Origin of the sequence: Mesobacillus subterraneus (assembly GCF_003937825.1) — a bacterium.
GTDB classification, from domain to species: domain Bacteria; phylum Bacillota; class Bacilli; order Bacillales; family Cytobacillaceae; genus Mesobacillus; species Mesobacillus subterraneus.
Map to the genome: position 1 here is coordinate 13,603 of NZ_RSFW01000019.1, position 21,874 is coordinate 35,476.

Sequence of the window (21,874 nt, forward strand, 5' to 3'; positions counted from 1 at the left end):
CCTCCTAAATTTTCTTGTTAAATCCATCATAAGATTTTGAAGAAAACTCTTCCTCGTAGAGAAGCTTGATTTTTTCTACGACTTTAGTCTTGATAAGTCAGAAAACCAAAAAAGGCTGCCATATGGCAGCCTTTGAAAAGGTCGATATTACTGTATATGATAAACAACCGCCTCGTACGGTTTTAACGAAAGAGTTGATGTTAATTCTTTTGCTGTCTCATAGTTTGAAATCAGGATTTGAGCTTCCTTGCCATGAAGCTCAGCTGGTACATCAAAGCTTTGCTCTTCGGCAGTGAAGTTCAGTGCGACCAGTAATTTTTGTGACTCGAATGTTCTCGTATAAACATAAATATTCTCGTCTTCTGGAAGCAAAATGTCGTAGTTGCCATAAACAATGATTGGATATTCCTTTCGCAGCTGGATCAGTCTGCGGTAATAATGATAAATGGACTGAGGATCTTCGACAGCTTGCTTAGCATTAATGTCTTTATAGTTCGGGTTCACCTGAATCCATGGTTTGCCAGAGGTGAATCCACCATGTTCTGTTTCGTCCCACTGGAATGGCGTGCGAGCATTGTCCCGGCCCTTTACATAAATCGACTCCATTACCTTGGCAGGATCCTCGCCATTTTGATGAACCTTTTCAATGTACATGTTCAGCGTTTCAATGTCCTTATAGTCATCTATCGACTCGAAACGGACATTTGTCATTCCTATTTCTTCCCCTTGATAAATGTAAGGGGTGCCTTTTAGCATATGAAGGAAGGTACCAAGCATTTTTGCCGATTCAACCCGGTATTTCTTATCATCTCCAAACCGTGAGACCATCCTTGGCTGATCGTGGTTGTTGAGGTAAAGACTGTTCCAGCCTATTTCTTCAAGTCCTTTTTGCCATTTAGTGAAGCTGTTCTTCAGGTCAGTGAGCTTTAACGGACGCAGATCCCATTTGCCTTCTGGACCTGAGTCTAAATCAACATGCTCGAATTGGAAAATCATATTGACTTCATTACGATCTTCGTCTGTATATAATTTGGCAATATCCACTCTTGCTCCTGGCATTTCGCCAACAGTCATCGCTTGATAATGATCAAGAACTTCGCGGTTCATTTCCTGGAGATAGTCATGGATCTTCGGCCCGTTCATGAAGAATTTGCTACCAGAAGCATACGGCTTGCCTTCAGGATTCGGAGCATCCGGGAGGCCGTCCACTTTTGAAATGAAGTTGATGACGTCCATGCGGAATCCGTCAATGCCCTTATCAAGCCAGAATTTCATCATATCGTAGATTTCCTGGCGGAGCTTTGGATTTTCCCAATTCAGGTCAGGCTGTTTTTTGCTGAAAATATGCAAATAGTACTCATCCGTTGTTTCGTCGTATTGCCATGCGGATCCGCTGAAGACGGATTCCCAGTTGTTGGGTTCCTTACCGTCTTTGCCGGGTCTCCAGATATAGTAGTCGCGGTATGGATTATCTTTTGATTTCCTTGATTCTACGAACCATTGATGTTCATCCGAACTGTGATTGACAACCAGGTCCATGATCAACTTCATTCCTCTGTCATGCATCTCTTTTAAAAGGAGCTCCCAATCTGACATGGTTCCAAAATCATCCATGATTTCCCGATAATCACTTATGTCATAACCATTATCATCATTCGGAGATTTATAAACAGGCGAGAGCCAGATGACGTCTACACCCAAATCCTTCAGATAATCCAATCTGGAGATAATGCCAGGGATATCCCCGATTCCATCGCCGTTGGAATCCATAAAACTGCGCGGGTATATTTGATAAATGACCGATTCTTTCCACCATTGTTTTTTCAAGAAAAATCACTCCAAGTTTTTAAATTTAAGTAAACGTTTACGCATCCTATAGAATTTTCTTAACGCTCTCCCTCTCTGCTACGTAATGTGGTATAATCCGGCTTTCGGTCTTCCCCCCATCTTTCATCATGGAAAAAAGCAGTTCTGCCGCAACCCTGCCCATTTCCTCAAGCGGCTGGGCTACGGTTGTCAGCGGCGGTATCGACATTTCAGCCATTGGCAGATCATCGAAGCCAATTATAGAGAGGTCTTCAGGTACCTTGATCCCAAGCTTATATGCAGCGGAAATCGCGCCCAGGGCAACTGCATCACTGGCTGCGAAAACGGCTGTGATATCAGGTGCTTGTGCAAGCAATTTTGGCAGGCCTATTAATCCGTCGTGAAAAGAAAATCCATGCGAATAGACAATATTAGCATCCTGGACGGTCAAACCCTTATTGTTCATGGCTTGTATAAAACCATCGATTCTTGGCTGCCCAGCGATTGCATCTTCCTTATTGCCGCTGATCATCCCTATTTTACGATGCCCCATTTTTAACAAATAGTCAGTTGCTGTGAAGGCTGCATGCCGATCATCTACTTTAACGAACGGGAGAGGGTATTGATATGATTCCGTTGAAATCAGTACAACAGGAATCTTCATTGACTCGAGCTTCCTGTAGTATTCTTCTGTCATCACTTCACTGACGAACAGGATTCCATCCACTCGCTTCTCGGCCAGGAGCTGGAGATATTTCATTGTCCGCTGTCCATGTGATGCTGTGTTGCAGACAATCACGCTAGAGTCAAGAAGGTGTGCAGCGTCCTCGACACCCCTTAAAATCTTGGATGAGAACTGGCTCGACACTTCAGGGAACAGGAGACCAACAGTATCGGATTTTTTACTGATCAATCCTCGTGCAAATGCATTAGGCCGATAGCCTAGCTCTTCAATCGCATGGAGAACTTTTTCTTCTGTAGCTTTGGAATATCCACCCTGACCGTTAATAACCCTTGAAACTGTTGCGGTCGATACATTTGTAATTCTGGCAATATCTTTAATTGTATAACTCATTATCACCCAAACCTTTACGTAAACGTTTACGTCGCAACTCTATCATAGTACGGAAAACTTCTTCTATCAAGTAAATTCATTCATTACTTTTTCTTCAAGCAAAAACTTGAGGTTGATCTCCTCAAGTTTTCCGGTTCATACTTATCCTTTTTTATTTTCCTTGGATGGCATAGGCCGTTCATCTGTAGTCATTCCGGTCAGGACTTGCCGGTTGAAATTGCTGCGGTCTTCACCCATTCCAGGCAAAGTGTTAGCCATCGGTAATTGTTCAAGTTCTTTTCCTCTTGGCATTCAAAACACCCCCTGTAAATAAAGTCCCTCATTTTGACTAAACAAACACTTCCTCATTAAAAAAAATACGGAATCCGTTTTAAAATATTGCTTCTGACTTTCGTTAAGAAGCTAAGAAATACACAAAAATGGAAGGTATTCTTTGTTTCGATGGTGAAATGTATAACAACCCACTATTTAGTTTAGGATGGTTGCTTATGAAAATAGGATTGATAAGGCATTTTAAGGTAACACTCGGTTATCCTGGAAAGTTTGTTACTTCTGATGAACTTCTGAAGTGGCAGCAGGACTATGATCGATCGGGGGTTGAGGAAGTTGAAATTGACCATGACGGTCATGAATGGAGCATGTGTTACTCCAGCGACCTGGATAGGGCGAAGAATACTGCTCTGAAGGCATTTGAGGGAGACATCATTTTTGCCGAGGAGTTGCGGGAAGTGACACTGCATCCACTCTTCCAATCCACCCTTCGACTTCCACTCTGGCTGCATGTAACGTTGATCAGACTTGCCTGGCTGATCGGACATAAGTCACAATTGGAGAATAAGAAAACTGTGTTAGAACGGATCAACAAAATTTTGGACAAAGCAGTAGAGCATGGTGACAATGTGCTGATTGTCAGCCATGGGGGAATCATGATGTATATGAGAAAGGAATTGAAAAAAAGAGGCTTTCACGGCCCAAAATTCAACAGGCCAGAAAATGCGCTGCTTTATATCTTTGAAAAAAAAGAAGACACTGCAGGCTAAGTGTCTTCTTTTACGATCGAATACATCTTCACATCATAATGTATCCCTTTGATTAAAACGTATTTTCTTAAAATTCCTTCGTAGGTCATGCCGGCCTTTTCCATCACTCTTTCTGACCCCTTATTGGCGACCAGACATTTTGCCTGGATTCTTACAAGATCCATATTCTTAAATCCAAATCTGATCAGTTCCCTTGCAGCTTCGGTTGCAATGCCTTTCCCCCAGTAATCCTGAGACAAGGCATAACCGATTTCTGCCGTTTTATGCTGCGGCTGCCATGAAACGAAATCTGCTGTGCCTACCAGTTTATGGTCTTCTTTAAAGTGAATACCCCATGGAGCCAATTTACCTTGTTCGTATAGAGATAATACCGCTTTTACATATTCTTCAGTGTCCGCTCTGGATTGATGGGCATTCCAAAAGACATATTTTGAAACCTCAGGGTTCGAAGCGTATGCATGGATATCATCAATGTCTCCGAGTGTTATTTTCCTTAGGATCATTCTTTCTGTTTCCATCACTGGAAGGTTGCCATAGATATCTTCTGTCCTCATAAATAGGATCTCCTCAATAACAAAGTTATTGTAGTTTATTGTACTGAATTCAGGTTTAAATTACCTGCATGATTCACATAGCGGTTGGAAAAAGTAACGACGAGCCATATAAAACAGGAGGTAAAGTGATGGAGAATACACATGAGTTTGTAGAAAAGCTACATGAAAACCAGAGAAAAAATGAGCAGAATAAAAAGCGTCAGGGCAAGGAAAATCCCAGCGACAAGCTCCCGAATAAACAACACTAAGCCAGAATAGACCGCAGCGTAGCGGTCTATTTTGCTAGTTGTGCGCTTTGTATTCTTACCGGCTTCTTCTTTTTCTGCCTGCTGACTTGCTGTTTAACCCTTTTGTGCTGCGGTCTCCCGGGAGAGAGGATTGCCTCTTCGCGCTATCACGTCTATTGGCACGTGGGTCATTAGAGGTTTTTTCACTGAAGCGGTCTCTGTTTGCTTTTCTTTTGCTCTGTCCTGCTATTTCCTGGCTTCTGGGTTTCCCTTCAGAACGATGGTCACTCGATTTTTGTTCACTTTTCCTGCGGGTACTCATCGAAGGGCTTGCCTTCCGGCTCTCTTCTCTAGCTCTTCGTGAGTGAGGCTCCTTTTTGATTTTTTCGCCTCGATGATCTCTATCCATCGTATTTTGATCCCGTCGGCGTACTTTTGTATTTTTCCCTTTGTACTCACCTGTTCGATTCTTGCTTGTGTCGCCCCGTTCCTGTTCAGCACCGGTTTTTGCTTTTTGTGCATTCCCAATGTTCTTCTTTTCGATTGTTACTTTTAATTCAGATTCAATGGTATCCAATAATTGCCGGTCTTTTGGAGCATAAAAAGTTATGGCTAACCCTTCACTTCCTGCCCTCCCCGTTCGGCCGATCCGATGAATGTAGCTTTCAGTATCAAGCGGGATATCATAATTGAATACATGCGTGACACCTTCTACATCCAGACCCCTGGCAGCAACATCCGTCGCAATCAGGAATTGGATCTTGGCTTCACGGAATTTCTTCATTACTTGTTCTCTTTTTGCCTGTGATAAATCGCCGTGGAGCTCATCACAATTGAAATGTTGTGCTTTAAGCGCATCGTTCAACTTACTGACCCGCCTTTTGGTTCGGCAGAATATCACTCCAAGGAATGGTTGATACATTCGCATAGACTGAAATAAATCGTTCTGTTTTGCTCTGTCTGTTGTGCTGATCGCGATTTGTTTAATGTTCTCCAGCGGTGCCTGGGTCTTTTTGATCTGGATGTATTCAGGCCTGTGCATATGGTGCTTGGCGAGATTCCTGATTTCATCAGGCATCGTCGCCGAGAACAAAAGGGTCTGTCTCGTTTTGGGAGTTTGTCGGATGATTTCTTCAACATCATTTAGAAATCCTATATGGAGCATCTGGTCCGCTTCATCGAGCACGACAAAAGAAGTTCTTGATAAATCGATTGTCTCCCGTCTGATGTGGTCAAGAAGTCGCCCGGGTGTGCCAATAACGATATGGATGTTTTTTTTCAGTTTTTTCAGCTGGGCTTCAACATCCTGACCACCATAGACAGCAAGTGTATTTACACCTTGCAACTCATGTGTCAGCCTTGATATTTCATTCGTGATCTGGAGCGCAAGTTCACGTGTCGGCGTAACAATCAAAGCCTGGATGTGGGATCGGTTGATATCTATTTTTTCCAGGATTGGCAGGACGAACGCAAATGTCTTCCCTGTTCCCGTTTGCGACTGGGCTATAACATCCTTTCCGTCTAGCAGCAAAGGAATCGTTTTTTCCTGGATGGCTGTCGGTTCTAATATTCCGTGATGTTTTAACGTTCCGGTGAGTTGTTCAGAAATACCTAATGAGTTGAAGTTCTTCATATAATCCCTGCTTTCTGTAATTGGCGGGGAAAATCCTGATCCGCCCTTCTCATTATTGCTTTTTGAGCATGAAAATATCAAGCTGTGAGGTGAAATAAGATCGAATACCGAGTCTGGCCTTGAGGAAAATCGCGGGTCAGGCTCTTTTTGTTTGGGTAAAATAATTATATGTAGATTTTCATTATACCCTGTGGTACGATTTACTAATTGAAGAATAGGAAGTGATGAACAATGATCAAGATTGAACTGCCGGCACCGGATGTAGTTATTACGAGAAGCAAGAAATTAGGCGAAAAGGTTGAAGCTGTAATCAGCAGTGAGTATGGCTTTACGGATTATCACCGGATTCCGAGGGATAAAGGCGGAATTATCATGTTTTTTAATGCTGATGATGAACTGATGTTTGTCGGAAAGGCGCGTAAACTAAGACCCCGGGTAAAGAAGCATTTTGAGGATAATGTTTCCCCTATTAAAAATCATCGCCATGAAGTTTACAAAATCGCTGTGCTGACAGTAGAGGATCCGATGGACAGAGATATTTATGAAACCTACGCAATCAATACGCTGAAAGCTAAGTACAATATTGATAAGGTGTTTTTTAAGTAGAACAGGACAAGGCGGCTTTTTGCTGGCTTATAGTATAAATGATGCTGCCATAGTCATGGAATAGAAAGAAAGAGGCTGACTCAAAAGGTTGAATAAAATCGATCTGAGAGTCGCCTCTTTTACTGTTTATCCAGTTTCTAGGTATAAATATGGTGGATTCATAAGAGAGAGGGATATTCCTTCCCTTAATTACCCTAATTTTTGTTCACTTTCTTTGTTTGCTGCCCACTTCAGTAGATTGTGTGCAGCACAAATAAGACCCCAATCCGTGGTATTTTTGGAGAGGCCCCTTAATCCAAATCTCTTAAACGCTCGGTTGTGTTTAATTTGCCCAAATACTGATTCAACGTCTACTTTCCGCCGCCTGTATTTTTGGGTTCCATCTTAAGTAGCTAGTTCACGGTTGGCGTTTGCCTCCATTTTTGTCCCATCCACGAAGTAATCTTCCAGCTTCACGAGGCCTTCCTCCCGAAGGAGGTCGACTATGGAAAAGAACGTTTCGTAAATAACTTCTTTCATGCGTTCGGAAAGAAAACGGTTGATGGTACGGAAATCCGGTTTCTGTTCGCCAGAAATCCACATAAACATAATGTTCTCTGTTAGTTGTTTCGCGATCTGTCGAGAGGAATAAATTCGGTTGGCATATGCATAATGAATGACTTTTAACATCATTCGAGGATGGTAAGGCGGACGGCCACCTCCCGGATAAAGAGATAAAAAGATATGGAGATTCATCTGATCGACGGCGAAATCGATCAATCGAACGAGATGTTGTTGAGGAATCAAAAATTGAATGTCCATTGGAAGGGTCAATTGGTTTGTGTTATAATTTTTGTACAAGAAAATCTCTCCTTTTGTTTGTTTTGTTGTGGTGACTTAATTATAACAAGAGGGATTTTCTTGTATTTTTTTGCGCAAAAAATGAATTTAGAAACTTGAGTTGATTGGAGTGGAAGGCGTGAAGACTCCTGCGGGCTAAGCTGGTCAGGTGAGACCCCGCAAGAGCGAAGCGATGAGGAGGCTCAGCGCCAGCCCCGCGGAAAGCGAAGCGCCTGGAACAGAAATCAACGGACCATTTTTACAAGCAGTCTCAAAAATAAAGAGGGTGCCCAAGAGTTAAAACTTTTGGGACACCCTCTTTCTTACTTAAACCATCCTTTTTCTTTCGATTGGGTAATGGCTTCTATGCGATTGGTGACCTGTAGTTTATCAAGGATGGTCGAGATATAATTACGTACGGTTCCGGTCGTGATGCTGAGTTGGCCAGCAATTTCCTTCGTGTTTTTCCCATCGGCCACAAGTTCGAGCACTTCCATTTCCCTTTCGGTCAATGGATTTTCCTCACTGTAGACATCATCCATCAATTCAGGTGCATACACTCGTCTGCCCCCCATCACACTTCGGATGGAACTGGCCAGCTCTTCGCTGGGGCTATCCTTCAATAAATAGCCGCTTACTCCAGCCTTCAGTGCCCGCTGGAAGTAGCCGGAGCGTGCGAACGTGGTTAAGATGATCACTTTACAGCCAAGGCCCTTAAGTTCTTCTGCTGCTTCCAATCCTGTCTTTCCTGGCATTTCTATATCCATAATACATACATCTGGCTGCAGCTGCTTGGCCAGATGGACTGCTTCTTCCCCGTTCGCCGCCTTTCCTACGACCTCCATGTCATCCTCGAGGCTAAGCAGGGATCCCAGAGCCCCCAGAAGCATGCGCTGGTCTTCCGCTATTACAATCCTAATCATATTATAAGGTCCTCCCTGTCAGTTTGCTTCAGTACCTTAGGTATTTTAACGATCAGAGTCGTACCGTTTTGAGAGAAAATATCAAGTGAGCCATTCACAAATTCAAGCCGTTCCCTCATTCCTTGCAAACCGCTCCCTTTGTATAAGTCTTCATCGGTGATATTCCCTACTCCGTTATCGCTTATTTTTGCAATCAATTCCTTTTCCATATGGCTGATGGAGATGCTGCATTCCGAAGCCCTGCTATGCTTGACTACATTCGTGACAGCCTCTTTCAGGCACATGCTCAAGATATTTTCTGAAAGGAGAGAGACATTGGTTATGTTGAAGTCTTCTTCCCTGCCGACAAATCTGATTTCAGCCGCCTTCAATATTTGTTTCACATGGACCAATTCATCACGGACACGGACGCCTCTCATCTCGGCAACCATTTTTCTGACTTCATTCAATGCCGTCCTTGCCGTCTGCTGGACGTCCTTCAGCTCTTCCTTAGCCTGTTCAGGGTCCTTGTTAATCAATTTACGTGCTAAATCACTTTTTAGTCCAATGAGTGAGAGCTTTTGTCCGAGAGTATCATGCAAATCCCTGGCAATGCGCTGGCGTTCCTCTAATTTCACCAGCTCGGAGATCCGTTTGTTTGCATCCTCCAGTTTTTCTTCAAGCACTCCCCTGGCATTTTTGTTATAAATGCTAAATGGCAGCAAGATGACACTGATCCAGACAATCACGATGATTGGAAGCTGCTTGATAAAGAACTCTTCTTTCAGGACAATTTCAAAGTTGATGACAATCGATGTACCGACAAGGTGAATGAAATAAAGGACCAGAAAGGGAATCCGGTCTTTGATATTGCCGATAAAATAGGCAATGAAAAACGCGAAATAAACATAGCTGAACAGACTTGCCGAGGCAATGGAAATTCCTATTAATATGCAAGTCCAAATATACACTGTCCAGCCTCTTGATACGAAAGCGAACCAGTATACGAGGAAGAACATCAGCGTCAGAATGATGCCGATAACCTTGCCGATGGTTGTGGGCAATTGCCAGATAAAATAAAAAGGCAATATTCCGAGAATTGTCCATATGTATGGAGAAATACCTGTGCTTCTTAATGAATTGAAAAACTTTTTGAACATATTCATACCTCTTTTTGTATGGCTCTTCAAGAGTAACGATTTCAATAAATATGAAAAACGCCTTTATTTACATTCCTTCTTTATTTTACCACAGAGAAAATGCCGGCTTACAAAAAATGACTCCCCTTCTTCCAGGGTGCTTTTGCATTCCGGATAAGGGGAGTTAATTTTTATAATTCAGGCTTTGTCTGAGCCGTTAGCTTGCTGCTGTGCTGCAATGCTTTCATTTCTTTAAAGCTGATAAATTGCTTGCGTCTTTCATCCCACAGACGGAAACGCAATGAAGTCAAGCTAGTAGACAGAGTGATGGTCGGGACATTCTGTAGTGGCTCCGTATTCTTGTGAACTTCTTCAAGTTTGTAGTTCGGAACTCTCGGACTTAAATGGTGAACGTGGTGGTAACCAATATTTCCCGTGATCCATTGGAGAACTTTAGGCAGCTTATAATAAGAGCTGCCTTCGACTGCTGCTTTAACATATTCCCAATCCTTGTCAGCTTCGAAATAAGAATCCTCAAACGTATGCTGCACATAGAACAGCCAAATACCAAACATGCCAGCGATAAAGAAAATCGGTCCCTCTACCATGACGAATGCCTTCCAGCCAATCGCCCAGATCAAAAGAGCTGCAATGCCAAAAATTAATACATTTGTTAAATACGTGTTCAGGCGTTCCTTCATTCTTGCACCTTTACGATTGAACCTGTTTTTGAACAGTACAATGTAGATAGGCCCTAGAACAAACATGACAAAAGGGTTGCGGTACATTCTGTAAGCAAGCTTTTGCCATAAAGGAGCGGCAAGGTATTCATCCACAGTCATGACCCAGATATCACCTGTTCCCCGCTTGTCCAGGTTGCTGCTTGTTGCGTGGTGAACTGAATGTTCATGTCCCCATTGGCTATATGGGAATAAAGTAAGTACACCAGTCAGTGTGCCAACCACTTTATTGGCCGTGCGATTTTTGAAAAATGAATGGTGTGTGCAGTCGTGGAAAATGATGAAAATCCTGATCATGAATCCAGCGGCAACCGCAGCGACAACCAAAGTCAGCAAATAGGAGATTTCCAGGCTTTTGTATGCCAGAAACCACAGCGCCATAAATGGCAGGACCGTGTTGATGATTTGAATGATGCTTGCCTTTAGATTGGAGTTTTCATAAGGGGCGACCTGTTTTTTTAGTTCTTTTGCATTGTTTGTTGCCATCTTGAGAATGATTCCCCTTTCATATTTCTTAGTTATCCAAATTATAAATAAGAGAAAGTTTCTTGTGCAGTAGCAGGTGTCATATATGTCACATGACAAATGTCATGTTTCGCTATTTTTTTTGATTGGAAACGTTGATACCAATGGGTTTTAGCTGGTTATGACCAGGTAATAATATTTGTTAATAATTTTTTCGGATCATGATTTTCCTTATGGGAACCCCTTTTTGGGGATTGAATATTGCAATTCGGTGCATTCATACATTTTCGCTTTAAATGAGCTATCGATGGTTTGCTCTAATTGAATATTCGTTCTGCCAAAAAAGTCCGGAGACGGCTGCATTCGATTCCTGCAATCCAGTGATTTCATCAAAGCTTGGCGGATAAGGCTTTGAACGGGCATGCCGAAGCAGATTGTTAATAACAAGTGAATGATCTAGGAAACCACAGTACGCCATCCAGTGCAGAACAGTTTCATTTTTTACTGTCACATTGGGGTACATGCTTTCAATCAAAGCCAGAAGCTTGAAGGTTTCTTCCTTTGTCAATGTCCCTGCTCCTCCCTAAATTGGGAATTTCACAGTATAACATTTTTTCCAAGTAGAAAATAAAGATACCTTGTTTCATGTTCAAAAAGATCGAGAAACTGTAGAATGAGAAAAAAGGATGTCAGAAAAAGGTGAAGAAATGAAAAATGCTATAGTCACAGGTTCCTCCAGCGGTTTTGGATTGCTGATTGCCATGGAACTGGCGAGGTCAGGTTTCAAAGTAACAGCAACGATGAGAAATCCACAAAAAGCTGTTGGATTGCAGGAGATTGCAGCAGCAGAAAAGCTCGAGGGAAATTTGTGCATCCACCCTCTGGATGTAACCTGTTCTTCTTCCATCGAGGAATTTAAAGTTTATTTACAATCCCTCCCGTCAGTAGATGTGCTGGTGAACAACGCGGGGTTTGCTCAGGGAGGGTTCAGTGAGGAGCTTTCACTAGAGGACTATCGGAAGCAATTTGACACGAACTTCTTTGGAGTGGTAGCTGTTACTCAGGCTGTGCTTCCTTATATGCGAAAACAAGGCTCAGGAAAAATCATCAACATGAGCAGTATCAGCGGAAGGTTCGGTTTTCCAGGGTTGTCTGCTTATTCGGCGTCTAAGCATGCGCTTGAAGGTTATAGTGAGAGCTTAAGACTAGAACTCAAGCCATTCGGCATTGATGTCGTCCTTATTGAGCCGGGATCCTATAAAACGAATATATGGGAAAGCGTTGGAAAGGTGACAATGAAAGAGAATTCTCCCTATGAACCTTTTAAACACGCGATTTTGGACGAACTCAAGAAAGGTGAAGCGGGCTACGGTAATCCGGTGGATGTCGCAAGACTCGCTGCCAGGATTGCCTCTGCAGACGAAGATGCACAATTCAGGTATCCAATTGGCATAGGAGTAAAGACGACAATCAATCTGAAACATGTCATGCCATGGAAGGTGATTGAGAAAATCGTTATGAGAAAACTTAAGTTTTCACAGCTGACTATTAGACAAAAATAAGAACGGTGCTACGGCACCGTTCTTATTTTAATTGGATAATGCTTTGTTATTGAACATATTGCTTACAGGGTTGAGCAGCATTGCGCCAATGCCCTGGATGATCGTTTTAACAATTACCTGGCCTAAAATAGCTGCCGGTACAGCTTCCCAAGGAAGGAAGTTCGCACCGATGGGGCTTAATCCGATGATGACAAAAATTACGGAGTCCAGCAGTCCGCCGACCAATCCGCTGTAAAAAACTCTCCAGCTCATTGGCAGCTTCAGCCTTGTGTATATTTCCGTATCAGTTGTTTCAGCGACGGCAAAGCTCAACGCTGAGGCAAAAACGATTAAAAGTGTGTCCCCAAGAATGAATGATACGAGAGCTGACAACATCAATGCAGTAGCGATGAACATATACGTTTTCGCGCGGCCGTATTTATTTTGGACCAGATCACGGAAGATGAACGTAGCCCCAATCAGCAAAGTTCCCATTGGAATAATGAACATCCCCAAGTGAAGCGGTGCGAATGCCGCTGTGATGACATTCGCGGCCACAATGGATACTAAATATAATAAGATTCTCATCTATTTAACCTCCTAAACTCCTCTTTTATTTCCCCAGACCAAAGAATGAAGCTGGGGAAGGACCCGAACATCTTTCAGTTCACTGTCCTCAATCACTCTGTTTATCAGCCATTCATATTTATCCAGCAATAATGAAACAAATCTTGGTTGATCTGTCATGTTAATTTCCTCATTGCCCACCTGCAAGTAGAAAGGCAATCCCGGATATCGATGATGCACCATCTTGGCGTATTGCATATCAGCATCATCAAAAACGACGACTTTTAAGCTTACCTCATTGGATGCCTTCCCCTGCAGGTTAGCTATAATACTGTCCAAAATCTTGAAATCCGTCTTCATACCTGAGCTTGGAGGCTTTGGCGAAAGAGTAAGCGCATCAATCTGCAAAAACCAATCCTGCCATCTGCTCCCCTGTGTCTCCAGGCAAATCTTAATTTGATAAGCCTTCAATAAAGTTACGAGACTCGACAGGCTTTTCAGCAAAGCCGGATTACCTCCTGAAATCGTCACATGCGAAAAACGGTCGCCGCCAAGCCTTTCCAGCTCCCTCCAGATTTCCTCGGCATCCATTTGCATGATTAAGTCTTTTCCTGATCCATCCCAAGTAAATGATGAATCACACCAAGCGCATGAATAATCACAACCTGCAGTACGGACAAACATTGTTTTCTGTCCAACGACCATTCCTTCTCCCTGGATTGTTGGGCCGAATATTTCCAATACAGGAATCTTAGTCAATCTCCATCCACTCCCGTCTTGCTTCCGCATAGCTTGTAGGGGTTTCGTAAAGCCTGACAAATTCAACTTGTACACCGATGTATAAATTCTCTCTTCTGGAAAGTGCTTCGGACATTTTCTCGAAAATCCAGACAACCATGTTTTCTGCAGTCGTATTCATGGGAGGCAAAGTTTCATTTAGATATCGATGGTCCAAATGAACTTCGATTTCGGATTTCCAAATATCTTTTATGTCACCAAAATCAATCATTAATCCTCTGGAGTCGACATAGCCGCTGATTCCGAATATGACCTTGTAAGTATGGCCGTGGAGATTTTTGCATTTTCCCTCGTATTCGTGCAGATGGTGCGCGGCATCAAAGGTGAATTCCTTGCTGACAAGAACGCGCTTTGCATGATATTTTAATTGCTCTCTCTTAATATCTTTATCTATTTTTTGCAGCTGCTCTACAATACGGAAGTCGTACATTATGAAACATCCCCTTCCAGGAACTGATCAAGCCCTTTTTTTCTCAGCTTGCAAGCGGGGCACACACCGCAGCCATCGGCTATGATTCCGTTATAACAAGTCAATGTTTTGGTACGGACGAAATCAAGAGCGCCAAGCTCATCGGCCAATTTCCAGGTTTCCGCTTTATTCAACCACATCAATGGTGTGTGAATGACAAAATCCTGGTCCATTGATAGATTCAGCGTGACATTCAGGGACTTTACGAATATATCGCGGCAATCGGGATACCCGCTGAAATCCGTTTCGCATACCCCTGTTACGATATGCTTTGCCTGAACCTGGCTCGCTAGCACACCTGCAAAGGACATGAATAGCAAATTCCTTCCTGGTACGAAGGTTGATGGCAGTCCTCCTTCTTCCCCATCCTCTACAGCGATTTCTTCTCGAGTGAGAGCATTGGGGGCAAGCTGGTTCAGCAGGCTCATATCCAACACATGATGCTTGATTCCAAGCTCACTTGTGATTGCCCTCGCACAGTCAATCTCCGTCCTGTGCCGCTGGTTGTAATCGAATGTGACTGCCTCGACACTGGAGAATTCCTTCATTGCCCAAAACAGGCATGTCGTACTATCTTGCCCGCCGCTGAAAACGACAACAGCTTTTTCTTTTTTCATAGGTAAATCTCCTTTTAACAGAAAAAAACAGCACCACTAAGACAGCAGTACTGTTTTCCCTTAGTTTTTTTGAGAGGGTAGCTAGAACCTCTTCCGTAAAAACGGAATATGTAATTTTGACTTAATCATTTTATCATATATCTTATAAAATAAAAGCTTTTCTTATGACATTTTATTTCTTGGTCTTAACAAGGTCCGTATGCCTGAACCGGAGGGCAGACCATTTGTCGTCGATCGATACATTGCTCACAGGACGATAAGCAGACAGTTCCTGGACTAGACTTGCAAGGATATCGCGGTTGATGTCTGTTTTGACCTTGGAGCTTTTCTTCGGAAACGCAATCCAGAAAAGTGCATCTTCATTAAGTGAAGAAATAGTTTCCGAGAGCAGGCTTTTGACTTCATCACTGTTATTGACAAACAACAGGGTAAACTCATTCTGACAAGAAGCATCATTTGATTCAATTCCAAGACGGAACCCATCCGGTGCGTTCACCACAGCTGCGCTCCCATGCTTATAACGTAATTTCTTGACGATCTCCTCCATCATATCCGTCCTCTCTGATGACCTTTAAAAATTATCGCTCATTCTATTCTAACACCTGTCCCTAAACTTTATAATAATCTATTCAGCATGGTCAAGCTATTCAGGAGGACATATGCTCAGGCGGAATCAATGCTTCCTGTCTTGCAACGGTTTCTCCAAAATTGGTTATCAAAACCGCATTTTCAGAACATTGTCATAAATGAGGTTCTGATGTGAAGCTTCTTTTGTCGGTACACCTGGAGGACTATTTGCTGATAAAATTGCCTGATATCGTATCCAGAACCGGTCCTTCAAATTTGTCAGCATGACGAAATCCCTGCCGATTGCTGCCACCTTCCCGGAAAGCTCAATGGTTTTACCATTGAGTTCAGTGGAGACAACGACCTCCTGATTCCGCTTCATTTTAAAAAATCTCTTTAATAATATTGGTTTCTTTAACCCGGGTACGATATTAACAAAAGTATGGAGATTCTTTTGCTCCATGTATTCAGTTAATAATCGGTTTTATTCAAGCGACGTTGCTCCTGGAGGCGAGGAGATGTACTGGCCTGTTTCATGGATGGGATCAATCAATCTGCCTGGTTTCATTATTTCTTGCTTCAATTAGGGCTTTAATATAATGCGAATGGCGCATCCCAGTTTTCAAATTGCGGCCCCCCTTTTCGGAAAAAGTCTCATTATATTATGGGTAGATTTCCTTAAAGGTTCATTCGCTTTTGGAAATTATTTCAAACACTTCTGATGTAGGAATGAATACATTGAACATTAGAGGTGATGGATCATGCCGGAATGGATTGTGATTTTTTATCCAATCAATTTCTTATCAGCGTATGTTTTGTATATCTACCTTTACCATCGGAGGAAGCGGATAGGCTTTCATCTTGGTATGAATATTTCAATGGCAGCTGGAGGCGGACTTGCGCTGGGTACGGGAATCGTCTTTATTAATCTCCATCCTTTGTATTTTTTGGAGGCGACCTTGATTGCAGTAGTCATTGGGTGCATAACCGGTATCCTGTTCGGAAATCTATTTGATTATCAAACTATATTGACTGGATTCATAAATGGACTGATTATGGGCATCATGGCACCAATGGTAGGTGCTGTGGCTTTTGAAGGAGTTTTATTCCTCATCATGGTAGAGATTTTCATCATCTGTATTTTTATTTTTGTGGCTGCTTCTGCCTACAAGGCCTGACAAAGTTTTGTGGAGGTGCAAATGGTGATCGTTTTAATTCTTACTATAATGATCAACCTGACTATCGGAATCTCCCTTTACTATTTTTTGAAAAGAAGAATGATAATTTTTACAGACAGATTCGGTTTTACCTCTTCTTACGTATCAAGCAGTACCAGTGGGCTGGCAATTTCTCTTGGCCTTGTATTGTTATTTCAGAACCATATAGAAATGATAGGTGTGTTGAACATCTTGATTGGAATCGGATTTGGGTGGCTTTATGGGTCTCTCTTAAATTCACAATCAATCATTGCAGGAATATACCATGGAGGCATCAGTGGAATGATGGGTACCATGCTTGGGGCAATTGTGCTGGATCCATCTATATGCGGACTGCCGGAAAGTTTATTATCGGGGCAGAATATCATAGTTGTATTTGCCTTGTTAAGTGTGTGTATCCAAGGCTTATCAGCACTGTTGCTGTTATTTTCATTCAGAGCTTGAAGATGTAAAAAAGCAGCTTAGGCTGCTTTTTCGCGTTTCTATTATTATTTTATGGTGAATCCTTCAAATAGCCGTCCGCCATATGGTTCTAAAATCGATTCTGCCAATTCTATGACAGCTCTTTTCTCTCCGGTTCGGTAATATTCTCTGAAGGACTTCGTATAGCGTTCTGCCAGCAGAGGGTCAAAACTTTTCAACTCCCTGACTACCCATTTTGAACGGCCAATCCAGCGATTGTTCGTCCTCAGTACGAATTCATGCAGTTGCTCAGCAAGGGTACTGGCAATAAAAATCTCTTCATCTTTGTTTTCAGAGCCAATAAAATCATCAAGAGAATCAGTTATAAAGTAGCGTTTAAAATCAATCTCCTTGATACTCAATGGTTCAGGTCCATTTTTCAGAATTGATTTTGCCTCTTCCACAATCAATGGCAATTGTCTGCCTTCCCTTAGGATGACCCCCTCTGAAACCATCCGCGGCAAACTAGGTCTGGCCCTCTTAACATCGTTCTCAAAAAACGTTCGGTAAGATTGATAATTATGGACAAATACCTCAATAGGCCAACCGTAAGCAAACATGGATTCTCTATAGGCGGAAGGGATATTTTCATCGAAGATCACAATGTCCAGATCAGACGTCGATGTTTCCTCCCCTCTGGTGATACTGCCCGCCAGCAAGGCGGCATCGCATTCAGGAAAAGTCTCATCAACAAACCTCCTGGCGGCTTCAAATGGTGCCATCTTCTCTGTTCTATTCATACTGTTACCTCCAAATTTATACATTGACTTAATTATTAATGATAATTCTGAATTTGTCGACAGGCGTTCATATGTTTTGCGATAAGCTTACAGTGGTATCCTACAATATAAAGTGTGATTGAGCAGGGAGGAAATTTTATGGCGTTTTCAATAAAATCACTGTTGCTCCCATTTGGATTGATCATCTTGTTAGGATCCGGCTGCAGCAGTGAAGAAGCGGAAAATGGTGCAAAGCAAATCGAACAAGAGGCAAAGGAAGCGGCAGAAGCCACGGAGGAAAAGTCCAAAGAAGTGGCAGATACGGTCAAAGCTGAGACGCCAGGTATCATCCAGAACATGAAGGACACTTATAAAGAAAGCGAACAGGAGCTTAAGGACAATACGCTTCAAAAAGGCGATCAGGCTACTGTTAAAAAAGATGCATTGCTTGCACTCACTCCTGAAGCCTATGATGAACTGTATCAATTGATTGAGGTAAATGATTTCGAAGGTGTGGACAAGATTGTTGAGGACAAGCAGGTTAAGGAAATCCAGGCTGCTACCGAAGTGGAGATTCTTGAAAGAGATCTGAGACGCACAAAAGTAAAGGTTATGAAATCTGATGATGAAGGCTACCTGCCAACAACCATCCTGGATCCACTTGAATAAATAAAAGTCCCTGGGCGAACCAGGGACTTTTTGCTTTTACACAAGTTATTTAGCGGTAAAAGTTGCCGGCATGACCACAGCCAAGACCTCACCTTTGGCACAGAGGTCCTCCCCGGCGAACACTTCGGTCACAACCTTATATTTCTTAGGGTGGATTTCGTGCACAGTCCCCACTGCTTTCAAATCTTCACCCTGTGGAGTTGGCTTCAGGAAATCGACATGCAGTGATGCAGTGACGAATCTTGGTGGTTCTGCTCCATCCCCGGGTTCATTGCCGTTTTTTCGATGAAGGTATAGTGCTGCTGACCCAGTACCATGGCAATCGACAAGCGATCCAATTAACCCGCCATAAACAAAACCAGGCAATGCCATGTGCTCCTGCTTTGGTTTGTACACGGTAACGGTCGTGTCGCCGTCCCAGCCAGTGCGGAAATGATGCCCTTGTTCATTCATCCTTCCGCAGCCATAACACCACGCGAAATCTTCCGGATACTCGTCCTGAATTGCGTTCTTTATGCTTTCTACCATAAAATCTCCTCCTAGATACAGTGAAGTTTCTTATTGGTATACATTCTTCTTGAGGCGTCGCAATTCCTTCTTTGCATTCGTAATACATAAGCAGTTTCCGATATCTCAAAGAACAGGACCAATCCGATAAACTAAAAACCGTTCATTAGGATTTTGATCTGGAAGGTTGACCTCGTTTACCAATTCAAATGGAGACTGATTCTCAAGATAAAAGATATAGTCCTCTGAAGGATAATACAAAATCAAATCCAGTTCCCTTGGCGAGTTTTCAAACGACAACAAAATATTATTCACTACATTCATGAAAATTTGAACGGTAAAAGGATTAAAGAAATAGAATCGGTTTTCGTCATTTTGAATGTCATATTCCTCAGCAAGGACACTGTGAAAATTGATTCTGTCTCCCCTGTTTTTGAAACGCTTCAAATAGCTCAGCTTATTTTCCAATGCTTCATAATAGAACAATTCGTTCATCTCTACTCCAATACAATGATTGTTGAATCGATGATTCAGGTAAAAGTTCAATCTGCCCTTGCCGCAGCCAAAGTCGACGATTTTATCACGGGGCTCAAGCTTGTAGTCCTCAAAGAATCTCTCCAGAGCGCTGTATGGGGTCGGCTCATATCGATGGTAATGCAAAGATGCCATGAAACCCATCTGTTCACCAGTTGTTTTAATGTTCAGCTTTCTATCAAACATTTGATCATTCATTCCTTTGAACTCCATTTCGTTTCATAAAGGCTATTATTCTTTCCAGTTGATAGTTAATAATTCCTATATATATATTTTAACTCACCCTAGCATGTTGTAACATTACTATATTACTGGAGTTTCTTGGGGGATAAATGATGGGATGTACGAACAGAAGAACGGCAAAAGAGCAGCTGATTGAGCAAGTTACTGGCAAAGGGTGAAAGTAAAGCAAAGTTAACAAAAGCTTTCCACAGTCAGGTGAACAGAATCATCGAGATCCCCTGGCTGATTGCATTGACAGAGGACTTTCGGTTTGGATCCACAAGCGGGAAAAAACCGTTCGGGCTGACATTCCTGCAATGGTTTGTGAAAAAAGTCGTCGTGGCCGGCTTTCAGAACGAGAAAGTATATGCTCAGTTCATGAGTGTCCTGCATCTGAAATCCCATCCGGTCAGTTTGTTTAAACCTGCGATTCTGGCCGGTGTTTTCAGGTCAAATGACTGTGCAGCAAAGGACAGCAGCTGTTAATATTTGCGATGAGATTTATTCGCAGCCTAAAATCGGTCCTTGGGCCGGTTTTTTTTAATTGTTGTGTGCCCCCATTGTGCAAAGGGCTAGATGAACACGATTTTTTGATTAATCCCTTCGTTTTCATGCTGAAAAAACAATTTTTTACCTGGACACTTCAATCTTTGTCCCCGTCATATCGATTTTCGGGCTAAACGCTACGACTCTATAGCTATTCAAGTCGACCATTAATACAATTCACTACGATTTCATCAATTTTCACTACGTTTTTTGTTCTAGTCACTACGTTTTTCGGTATTTACACTACGATTTGCTCCCTTTTCACTATGAAAATCGGCATTTCACTACTTTTTCCATATAATGGGTTAATTAAAAAAGAATCAACATGGTTAGGGTTTCAAATTTGTTTTTTTCTTAAACTCCCATAATCCGCCTGGGAGTAAGCTCTAAGGGCGATGTCAAGAAAAAAAGAAGGATTTCCCAATCTAAAATTGCCCCATTCTGCCAAAAAATGTGTTAGCCTTGAGAGAATAAGTCTAGGGCTTCTCGACTTTTCTTAGTCACCCCATTTTAGGGAAGGAGGAAAAGAAATGGAGAAGATCAGTGTTTTCCTGGATGACTTTCGCAAGCCGCCACAAGGATATGTCCTGGCCGAAACAATCGATGAATGTATCATCTTGTTAAAAAGCTATGAAATTGACCATCTATCATTGGACCATGATCTTACCAGCTATTCAAGGAATGGCTTAATGCTGGTGAAAATTATGGTGGCAGAACGACTTTTTGCTAACCGGATCACCATTCATTCAGCCAATTCTGTTGGAGGAAAAGCGATGTACAATTGCTTCCTGAATGCTCAGAAAGACCACATGATGCCTCAGAACATTAAAGTTTATCTTCGCCCCCTGCCCCTTTACCCCTGAAAATTGAATTTGCCATCCTTCAAAGGAAATAACCTTCAGGATAACGAAATTATCTATGAATGGAGGTTTGGTAAATGGAAAAGAACATGTCAGAAACCGAAATCCACCTAAGATATAAAGCAAAAATAATCGAAGTGTTAGAAAGAGATTCTTATGCCAAATCATTGGGAATTCGGCTTTCAGAACTAGGTCCTGGTTCTGCGAAGTCCGAGCTGCTGGTTCAGGATGGCATGCTCAATATGCATGGAACCCTCCACGGTGCTGTCACTTTCGCACTCGCCGATTTTGCCTTTCAGTCCGCCTGCAATTCGTATGGAAGAATGTCTGTAGGATTGACCACTACTGTTAATTATATGGCTGCAGGCCAATTGGGTTCGGTGGTCACAGCAAAAGCAACTGAAGAAAGAAAAAATTACAGGACCGCATGGTATAAAATTGCAATTGAAAGTAACGGTGAGTTGATTTCAACCATGGAAGCGACAGCTTATCGGAAGGAAAAATATTTTGTCCCAGAGGATTAATACAAAATGGACCAGGAGTCTTCCTGGTCCATTACTATTTTTTATAAAA

At 42.4% G+C, this 21,874-nt stretch carries 28 protein-coding genes, 2 pseudogenes and 1 riboswitch; of the genes and pseudogenes, 10 read left to right on the forward strand and 20 right to left on the reverse strand.

Going from position 1 to position 21,874, the window contains the following annotated elements:
- Positions 1-147: 147 nt before the first annotated feature.
- From EJA10_RS16385 to EJA10_RS23470, 3 genes are all read right to left on the reverse strand, one after another.
- Positions 148-1,827, reverse strand: coding sequence for a glycoside hydrolase family 13 protein (locus EJA10_RS16385; RefSeq protein ID WP_125481107.1), 1,680 nt, complete (start codon positions 1,825-1,827; stop codon positions 148-150).
- A 46-nt stretch (positions 1,828-1,873) separates the two neighbouring features.
- On the reverse strand, positions 1,874-2,881 hold the full coding sequence (locus EJA10_RS16390; RefSeq protein WP_125481108.1) for a LacI family DNA-binding transcriptional regulator: 1,008 nt from the start codon (positions 2,879-2,881) through the stop codon (positions 1,874-1,876).
- A 141-nt stretch (positions 2,882-3,022) separates the two neighbouring features.
- The gene (locus tag EJA10_RS23470; RefSeq protein ID WP_170169168.1) at positions 3,023-3,172 is read right to left on the reverse strand and encodes a hypothetical protein; all 150 of its coding nucleotides are present in this window, start codon (positions 3,170-3,172) and stop codon (positions 3,023-3,025) included.
- Positions 3,173-3,369: 197 nt separating this feature from the next.
- Here EJA10_RS23470 and EJA10_RS16395 point away from each other — a divergent pair, with 197 nt between their 5' ends.
- Complete coding sequence (locus EJA10_RS16395; protein WP_125481109.1) at positions 3,370-3,921, forward strand: histidine phosphatase family protein; 552 nt, start codon at positions 3,370-3,372, stop codon at positions 3,919-3,921.
- Here the strand turns inward: EJA10_RS16395 and EJA10_RS16400 are convergent.
- Positions 3,918-4,475: a GNAT family N-acetyltransferase gene (locus EJA10_RS16400; RefSeq protein WP_125481110.1), complete on the reverse strand. Its 558-nt coding sequence runs from the start codon at positions 4,473-4,475 to the stop codon at positions 3,918-3,920. The two genes, EJA10_RS16395 and EJA10_RS16400, sit on opposite strands and share 4 nt — an antisense overlap.
- Positions 4,476-4,603: 128 nt before the next feature.
- Between EJA10_RS16400 and EJA10_RS16405 the strand changes: the two genes are divergently transcribed.
- Complete coding sequence (locus EJA10_RS16405; RefSeq protein ID WP_125481111.1) at positions 4,604-4,723, forward strand: DUF4023 domain-containing protein; 120 nt, start codon at positions 4,604-4,606, stop codon at positions 4,721-4,723.
- 55 nt (positions 4,724-4,778) lie between these two features.
- Here the strand turns inward: EJA10_RS16405 and EJA10_RS16410 are convergent, their stop codons facing one another.
- Positions 4,779-6,335 (reverse strand): DEAD/DEAH box helicase, encoded by a 1,557-nt coding sequence (locus EJA10_RS16410; protein WP_125481112.1) that lies wholly within the window; start codon positions 6,333-6,335, stop codon positions 4,779-4,781.
- 231 nt (positions 6,336-6,566) lie between these two features.
- Here EJA10_RS16410 and EJA10_RS16415 point away from each other — a divergent pair, with 231 nt between their 5' ends.
- Positions 6,567-6,941 carry a nucleotide excision repair endonuclease gene (locus tag EJA10_RS16415; RefSeq protein ID WP_125481113.1) on the forward strand — a complete coding sequence of 125 codons (375 nt, stop codon included), beginning with the start codon at positions 6,567-6,569 and terminating at the stop codon, positions 6,939-6,941.
- Positions 6,942-7,130: 189 nt separating this feature from the next.
- Here the strand turns inward: EJA10_RS16415 and EJA10_RS24095 are convergent.
- From EJA10_RS24095 to EJA10_RS16445, 6 genes and pseudogenes are all read right to left on the reverse strand, one after another.
- A pseudogene (locus EJA10_RS24095) lies at positions 7,131-7,310 on the reverse strand (transposase); the annotation flags it as partial.
- A gap of 30 nt (positions 7,311-7,340) precedes the next feature.
- Positions 7,341-7,742: pseudogene (locus tag EJA10_RS16425) on the reverse strand (transposase); the annotation flags it as partial.
- Between the two features lie 341 nt (positions 7,743-8,083).
- On the reverse strand, positions 8,084-8,683 hold the full coding sequence (locus tag EJA10_RS16430) for a response regulator transcription factor (RefSeq protein WP_125481114.1): 600 nt from the start codon (positions 8,681-8,683) through the stop codon (positions 8,084-8,086).
- Positions 8,680-9,822, reverse strand: coding sequence for a sensor histidine kinase (locus tag EJA10_RS16435; protein ID WP_125481115.1), 1,143 nt, complete (start codon positions 9,820-9,822; stop codon positions 8,680-8,682). Before EJA10_RS16435 ends, EJA10_RS16430 begins: the two co-directional genes overlap by 4 nt.
- A gap of 170 nt (positions 9,823-9,992) precedes the next feature.
- Positions 9,993-11,027 (reverse strand): Delta(5) desaturase DesA, encoded by a 1,035-nt coding sequence (gene desA, locus EJA10_RS16440; RefSeq protein WP_125481116.1) that lies wholly within the window; start codon positions 11,025-11,027, stop codon positions 9,993-9,995.
- A gap of 280 nt (positions 11,028-11,307) precedes the next feature.
- Complete coding sequence (locus EJA10_RS16445; RefSeq protein ID WP_125481117.1) at positions 11,308-11,574, reverse strand: hypothetical protein; 267 nt, start codon at positions 11,572-11,574, stop codon at positions 11,308-11,310.
- 118 nt (positions 11,575-11,692) lie between these two features.
- On the opposite strand from EJA10_RS16445, the gene EJA10_RS16450 reads away from it, so the two are divergent.
- Positions 11,693-12,568: an SDR family oxidoreductase gene (locus EJA10_RS16450; RefSeq protein WP_125481118.1), complete on the forward strand. Its 876-nt coding sequence runs from the start codon at positions 11,693-11,695 to the stop codon at positions 12,566-12,568.
- Between the two features lie 27 nt (positions 12,569-12,595).
- On the opposite strand, the gene EJA10_RS16455 is transcribed toward EJA10_RS16450, so the two are convergent.
- From EJA10_RS16455 to EJA10_RS16480, 6 genes are all read right to left on the reverse strand, one after another.
- A complete protein-coding gene (locus tag EJA10_RS16455) occupies positions 12,596-13,135 on the reverse strand; it encodes a VUT family protein (protein ID WP_125481119.1) in 540 nt (179 codons plus the stop codon).
- 12 nt (positions 13,136-13,147) lie between these two features.
- On the reverse strand, positions 13,148-13,873 hold the full coding sequence (gene queE / locus EJA10_RS16460) for a 7-carboxy-7-deazaguanine synthase QueE (RefSeq protein WP_125481120.1): 726 nt from the start codon (positions 13,871-13,873) through the stop codon (positions 13,148-13,150).
- Complete coding sequence (gene queD / locus EJA10_RS16465) at positions 13,866-14,342, reverse strand: 6-carboxytetrahydropterin synthase QueD (RefSeq protein ID WP_125481121.1); 477 nt, start codon at positions 14,340-14,342, stop codon at positions 13,866-13,868. Before queD ends, queE begins: the two co-directional genes overlap by 8 nt.
- On the reverse strand, positions 14,342-14,998 hold the full coding sequence (gene queC, locus EJA10_RS16470) for a 7-cyano-7-deazaguanine synthase QueC (protein WP_125481122.1): 657 nt from the start codon (positions 14,996-14,998) through the stop codon (positions 14,342-14,344). Before queC ends, queD begins: the two co-directional genes overlap by 1 nt.
- 54 nt (positions 14,999-15,052) lie before the next feature.
- Positions 15,053-15,095, reverse strand: a riboswitch (PreQ1 riboswitch).
- Positions 15,096-15,170: 75 nt separating this feature from the next.
- Positions 15,171-15,548 (reverse strand): hypothetical protein, encoded by a 378-nt coding sequence (locus tag EJA10_RS16475; RefSeq protein WP_125481123.1) that lies wholly within the window; start codon positions 15,546-15,548, stop codon positions 15,171-15,173.
- 165 nt (positions 15,549-15,713) lie between these two features.
- Positions 15,714-15,947, reverse strand: coding sequence for a hypothetical protein (locus EJA10_RS16480; RefSeq protein WP_125481124.1), 234 nt, complete (start codon positions 15,945-15,947; stop codon positions 15,714-15,716).
- 379 nt (positions 15,948-16,326) lie between these two features.
- Between EJA10_RS16480 and EJA10_RS16485 the strand changes: the two genes are divergently transcribed.
- Positions 16,327-16,743 carry a hypothetical protein gene (locus EJA10_RS16485; RefSeq protein WP_125481125.1) on the forward strand — a complete coding sequence of 139 codons (417 nt, stop codon included), beginning with the start codon at positions 16,327-16,329 and terminating at the stop codon, positions 16,741-16,743.
- A 21-nt stretch (positions 16,744-16,764) separates the two neighbouring features.
- Complete coding sequence (locus EJA10_RS16490) at positions 16,765-17,226, forward strand: hypothetical protein (protein WP_125481126.1); 462 nt, start codon at positions 16,765-16,767, stop codon at positions 17,224-17,226.
- Between the two features lie 44 nt (positions 17,227-17,270).
- Here EJA10_RS16490 and EJA10_RS16495 read toward each other — a convergent pair whose 3' ends face one another.
- Positions 17,271-17,984: a nucleotidyltransferase domain-containing protein gene (locus EJA10_RS16495; RefSeq protein WP_125481127.1), complete on the reverse strand. Its 714-nt coding sequence runs from the start codon at positions 17,982-17,984 to the stop codon at positions 17,271-17,273.
- Positions 17,985-18,122: 138 nt separating this feature from the next.
- Here EJA10_RS16495 and EJA10_RS16500 point away from each other — a divergent pair, with 138 nt between their 5' ends.
- The gene (locus tag EJA10_RS16500) at positions 18,123-18,632 is read left to right on the forward strand and encodes a hypothetical protein (RefSeq protein WP_125481128.1); all 510 of its coding nucleotides are present in this window, start codon (positions 18,123-18,125) and stop codon (positions 18,630-18,632) included.
- A gap of 45 nt (positions 18,633-18,677) precedes the next feature.
- Here the strand turns inward: EJA10_RS16500 and EJA10_RS16505 are convergent, their stop codons facing one another.
- Together EJA10_RS16505 and EJA10_RS16510 are read right to left on the reverse strand one after the other, a co-directional pair.
- Positions 18,678-19,160, reverse strand: coding sequence for a PaaI family thioesterase (locus EJA10_RS16505; RefSeq protein WP_125481129.1), 483 nt, complete (start codon positions 19,158-19,160; stop codon positions 18,678-18,680).
- A 105-nt stretch (positions 19,161-19,265) separates the two neighbouring features.
- Positions 19,266-19,871: a class I SAM-dependent methyltransferase gene (locus EJA10_RS16510; RefSeq protein ID WP_125481130.1), complete on the reverse strand. Its 606-nt coding sequence runs from the start codon at positions 19,869-19,871 to the stop codon at positions 19,266-19,268.
- A 177-nt stretch (positions 19,872-20,048) separates the two neighbouring features.
- On the opposite strand from EJA10_RS16510, the gene EJA10_RS16515 reads away from it, so the two are divergent.
- The 3 genes from EJA10_RS16515 (at position 20,049) to EJA10_RS16525 (ending at position 21,825) form a co-directional block, all read left to right on the forward strand.
- Positions 20,049-20,381: a hypothetical protein gene (locus EJA10_RS16515; RefSeq protein ID WP_125481131.1), complete on the forward strand. Its 333-nt coding sequence runs from the start codon at positions 20,049-20,051 to the stop codon at positions 20,379-20,381.
- A gap of 590 nt (positions 20,382-20,971) precedes the next feature.
- Complete coding sequence (locus EJA10_RS16520; protein ID WP_125481132.1) at positions 20,972-21,304, forward strand: cyclic-phosphate processing receiver domain-containing protein; 333 nt, start codon at positions 20,972-20,974, stop codon at positions 21,302-21,304.
- 74 nt (positions 21,305-21,378) lie between these two features.
- Positions 21,379-21,825, forward strand: a complete 447-nt coding sequence (locus tag EJA10_RS16525; RefSeq protein ID WP_125481133.1) for a hotdog fold thioesterase — start codon at positions 21,379-21,381, stop codon at positions 21,823-21,825.
- Positions 21,826-21,874 lie beyond the last annotated feature (49 nt).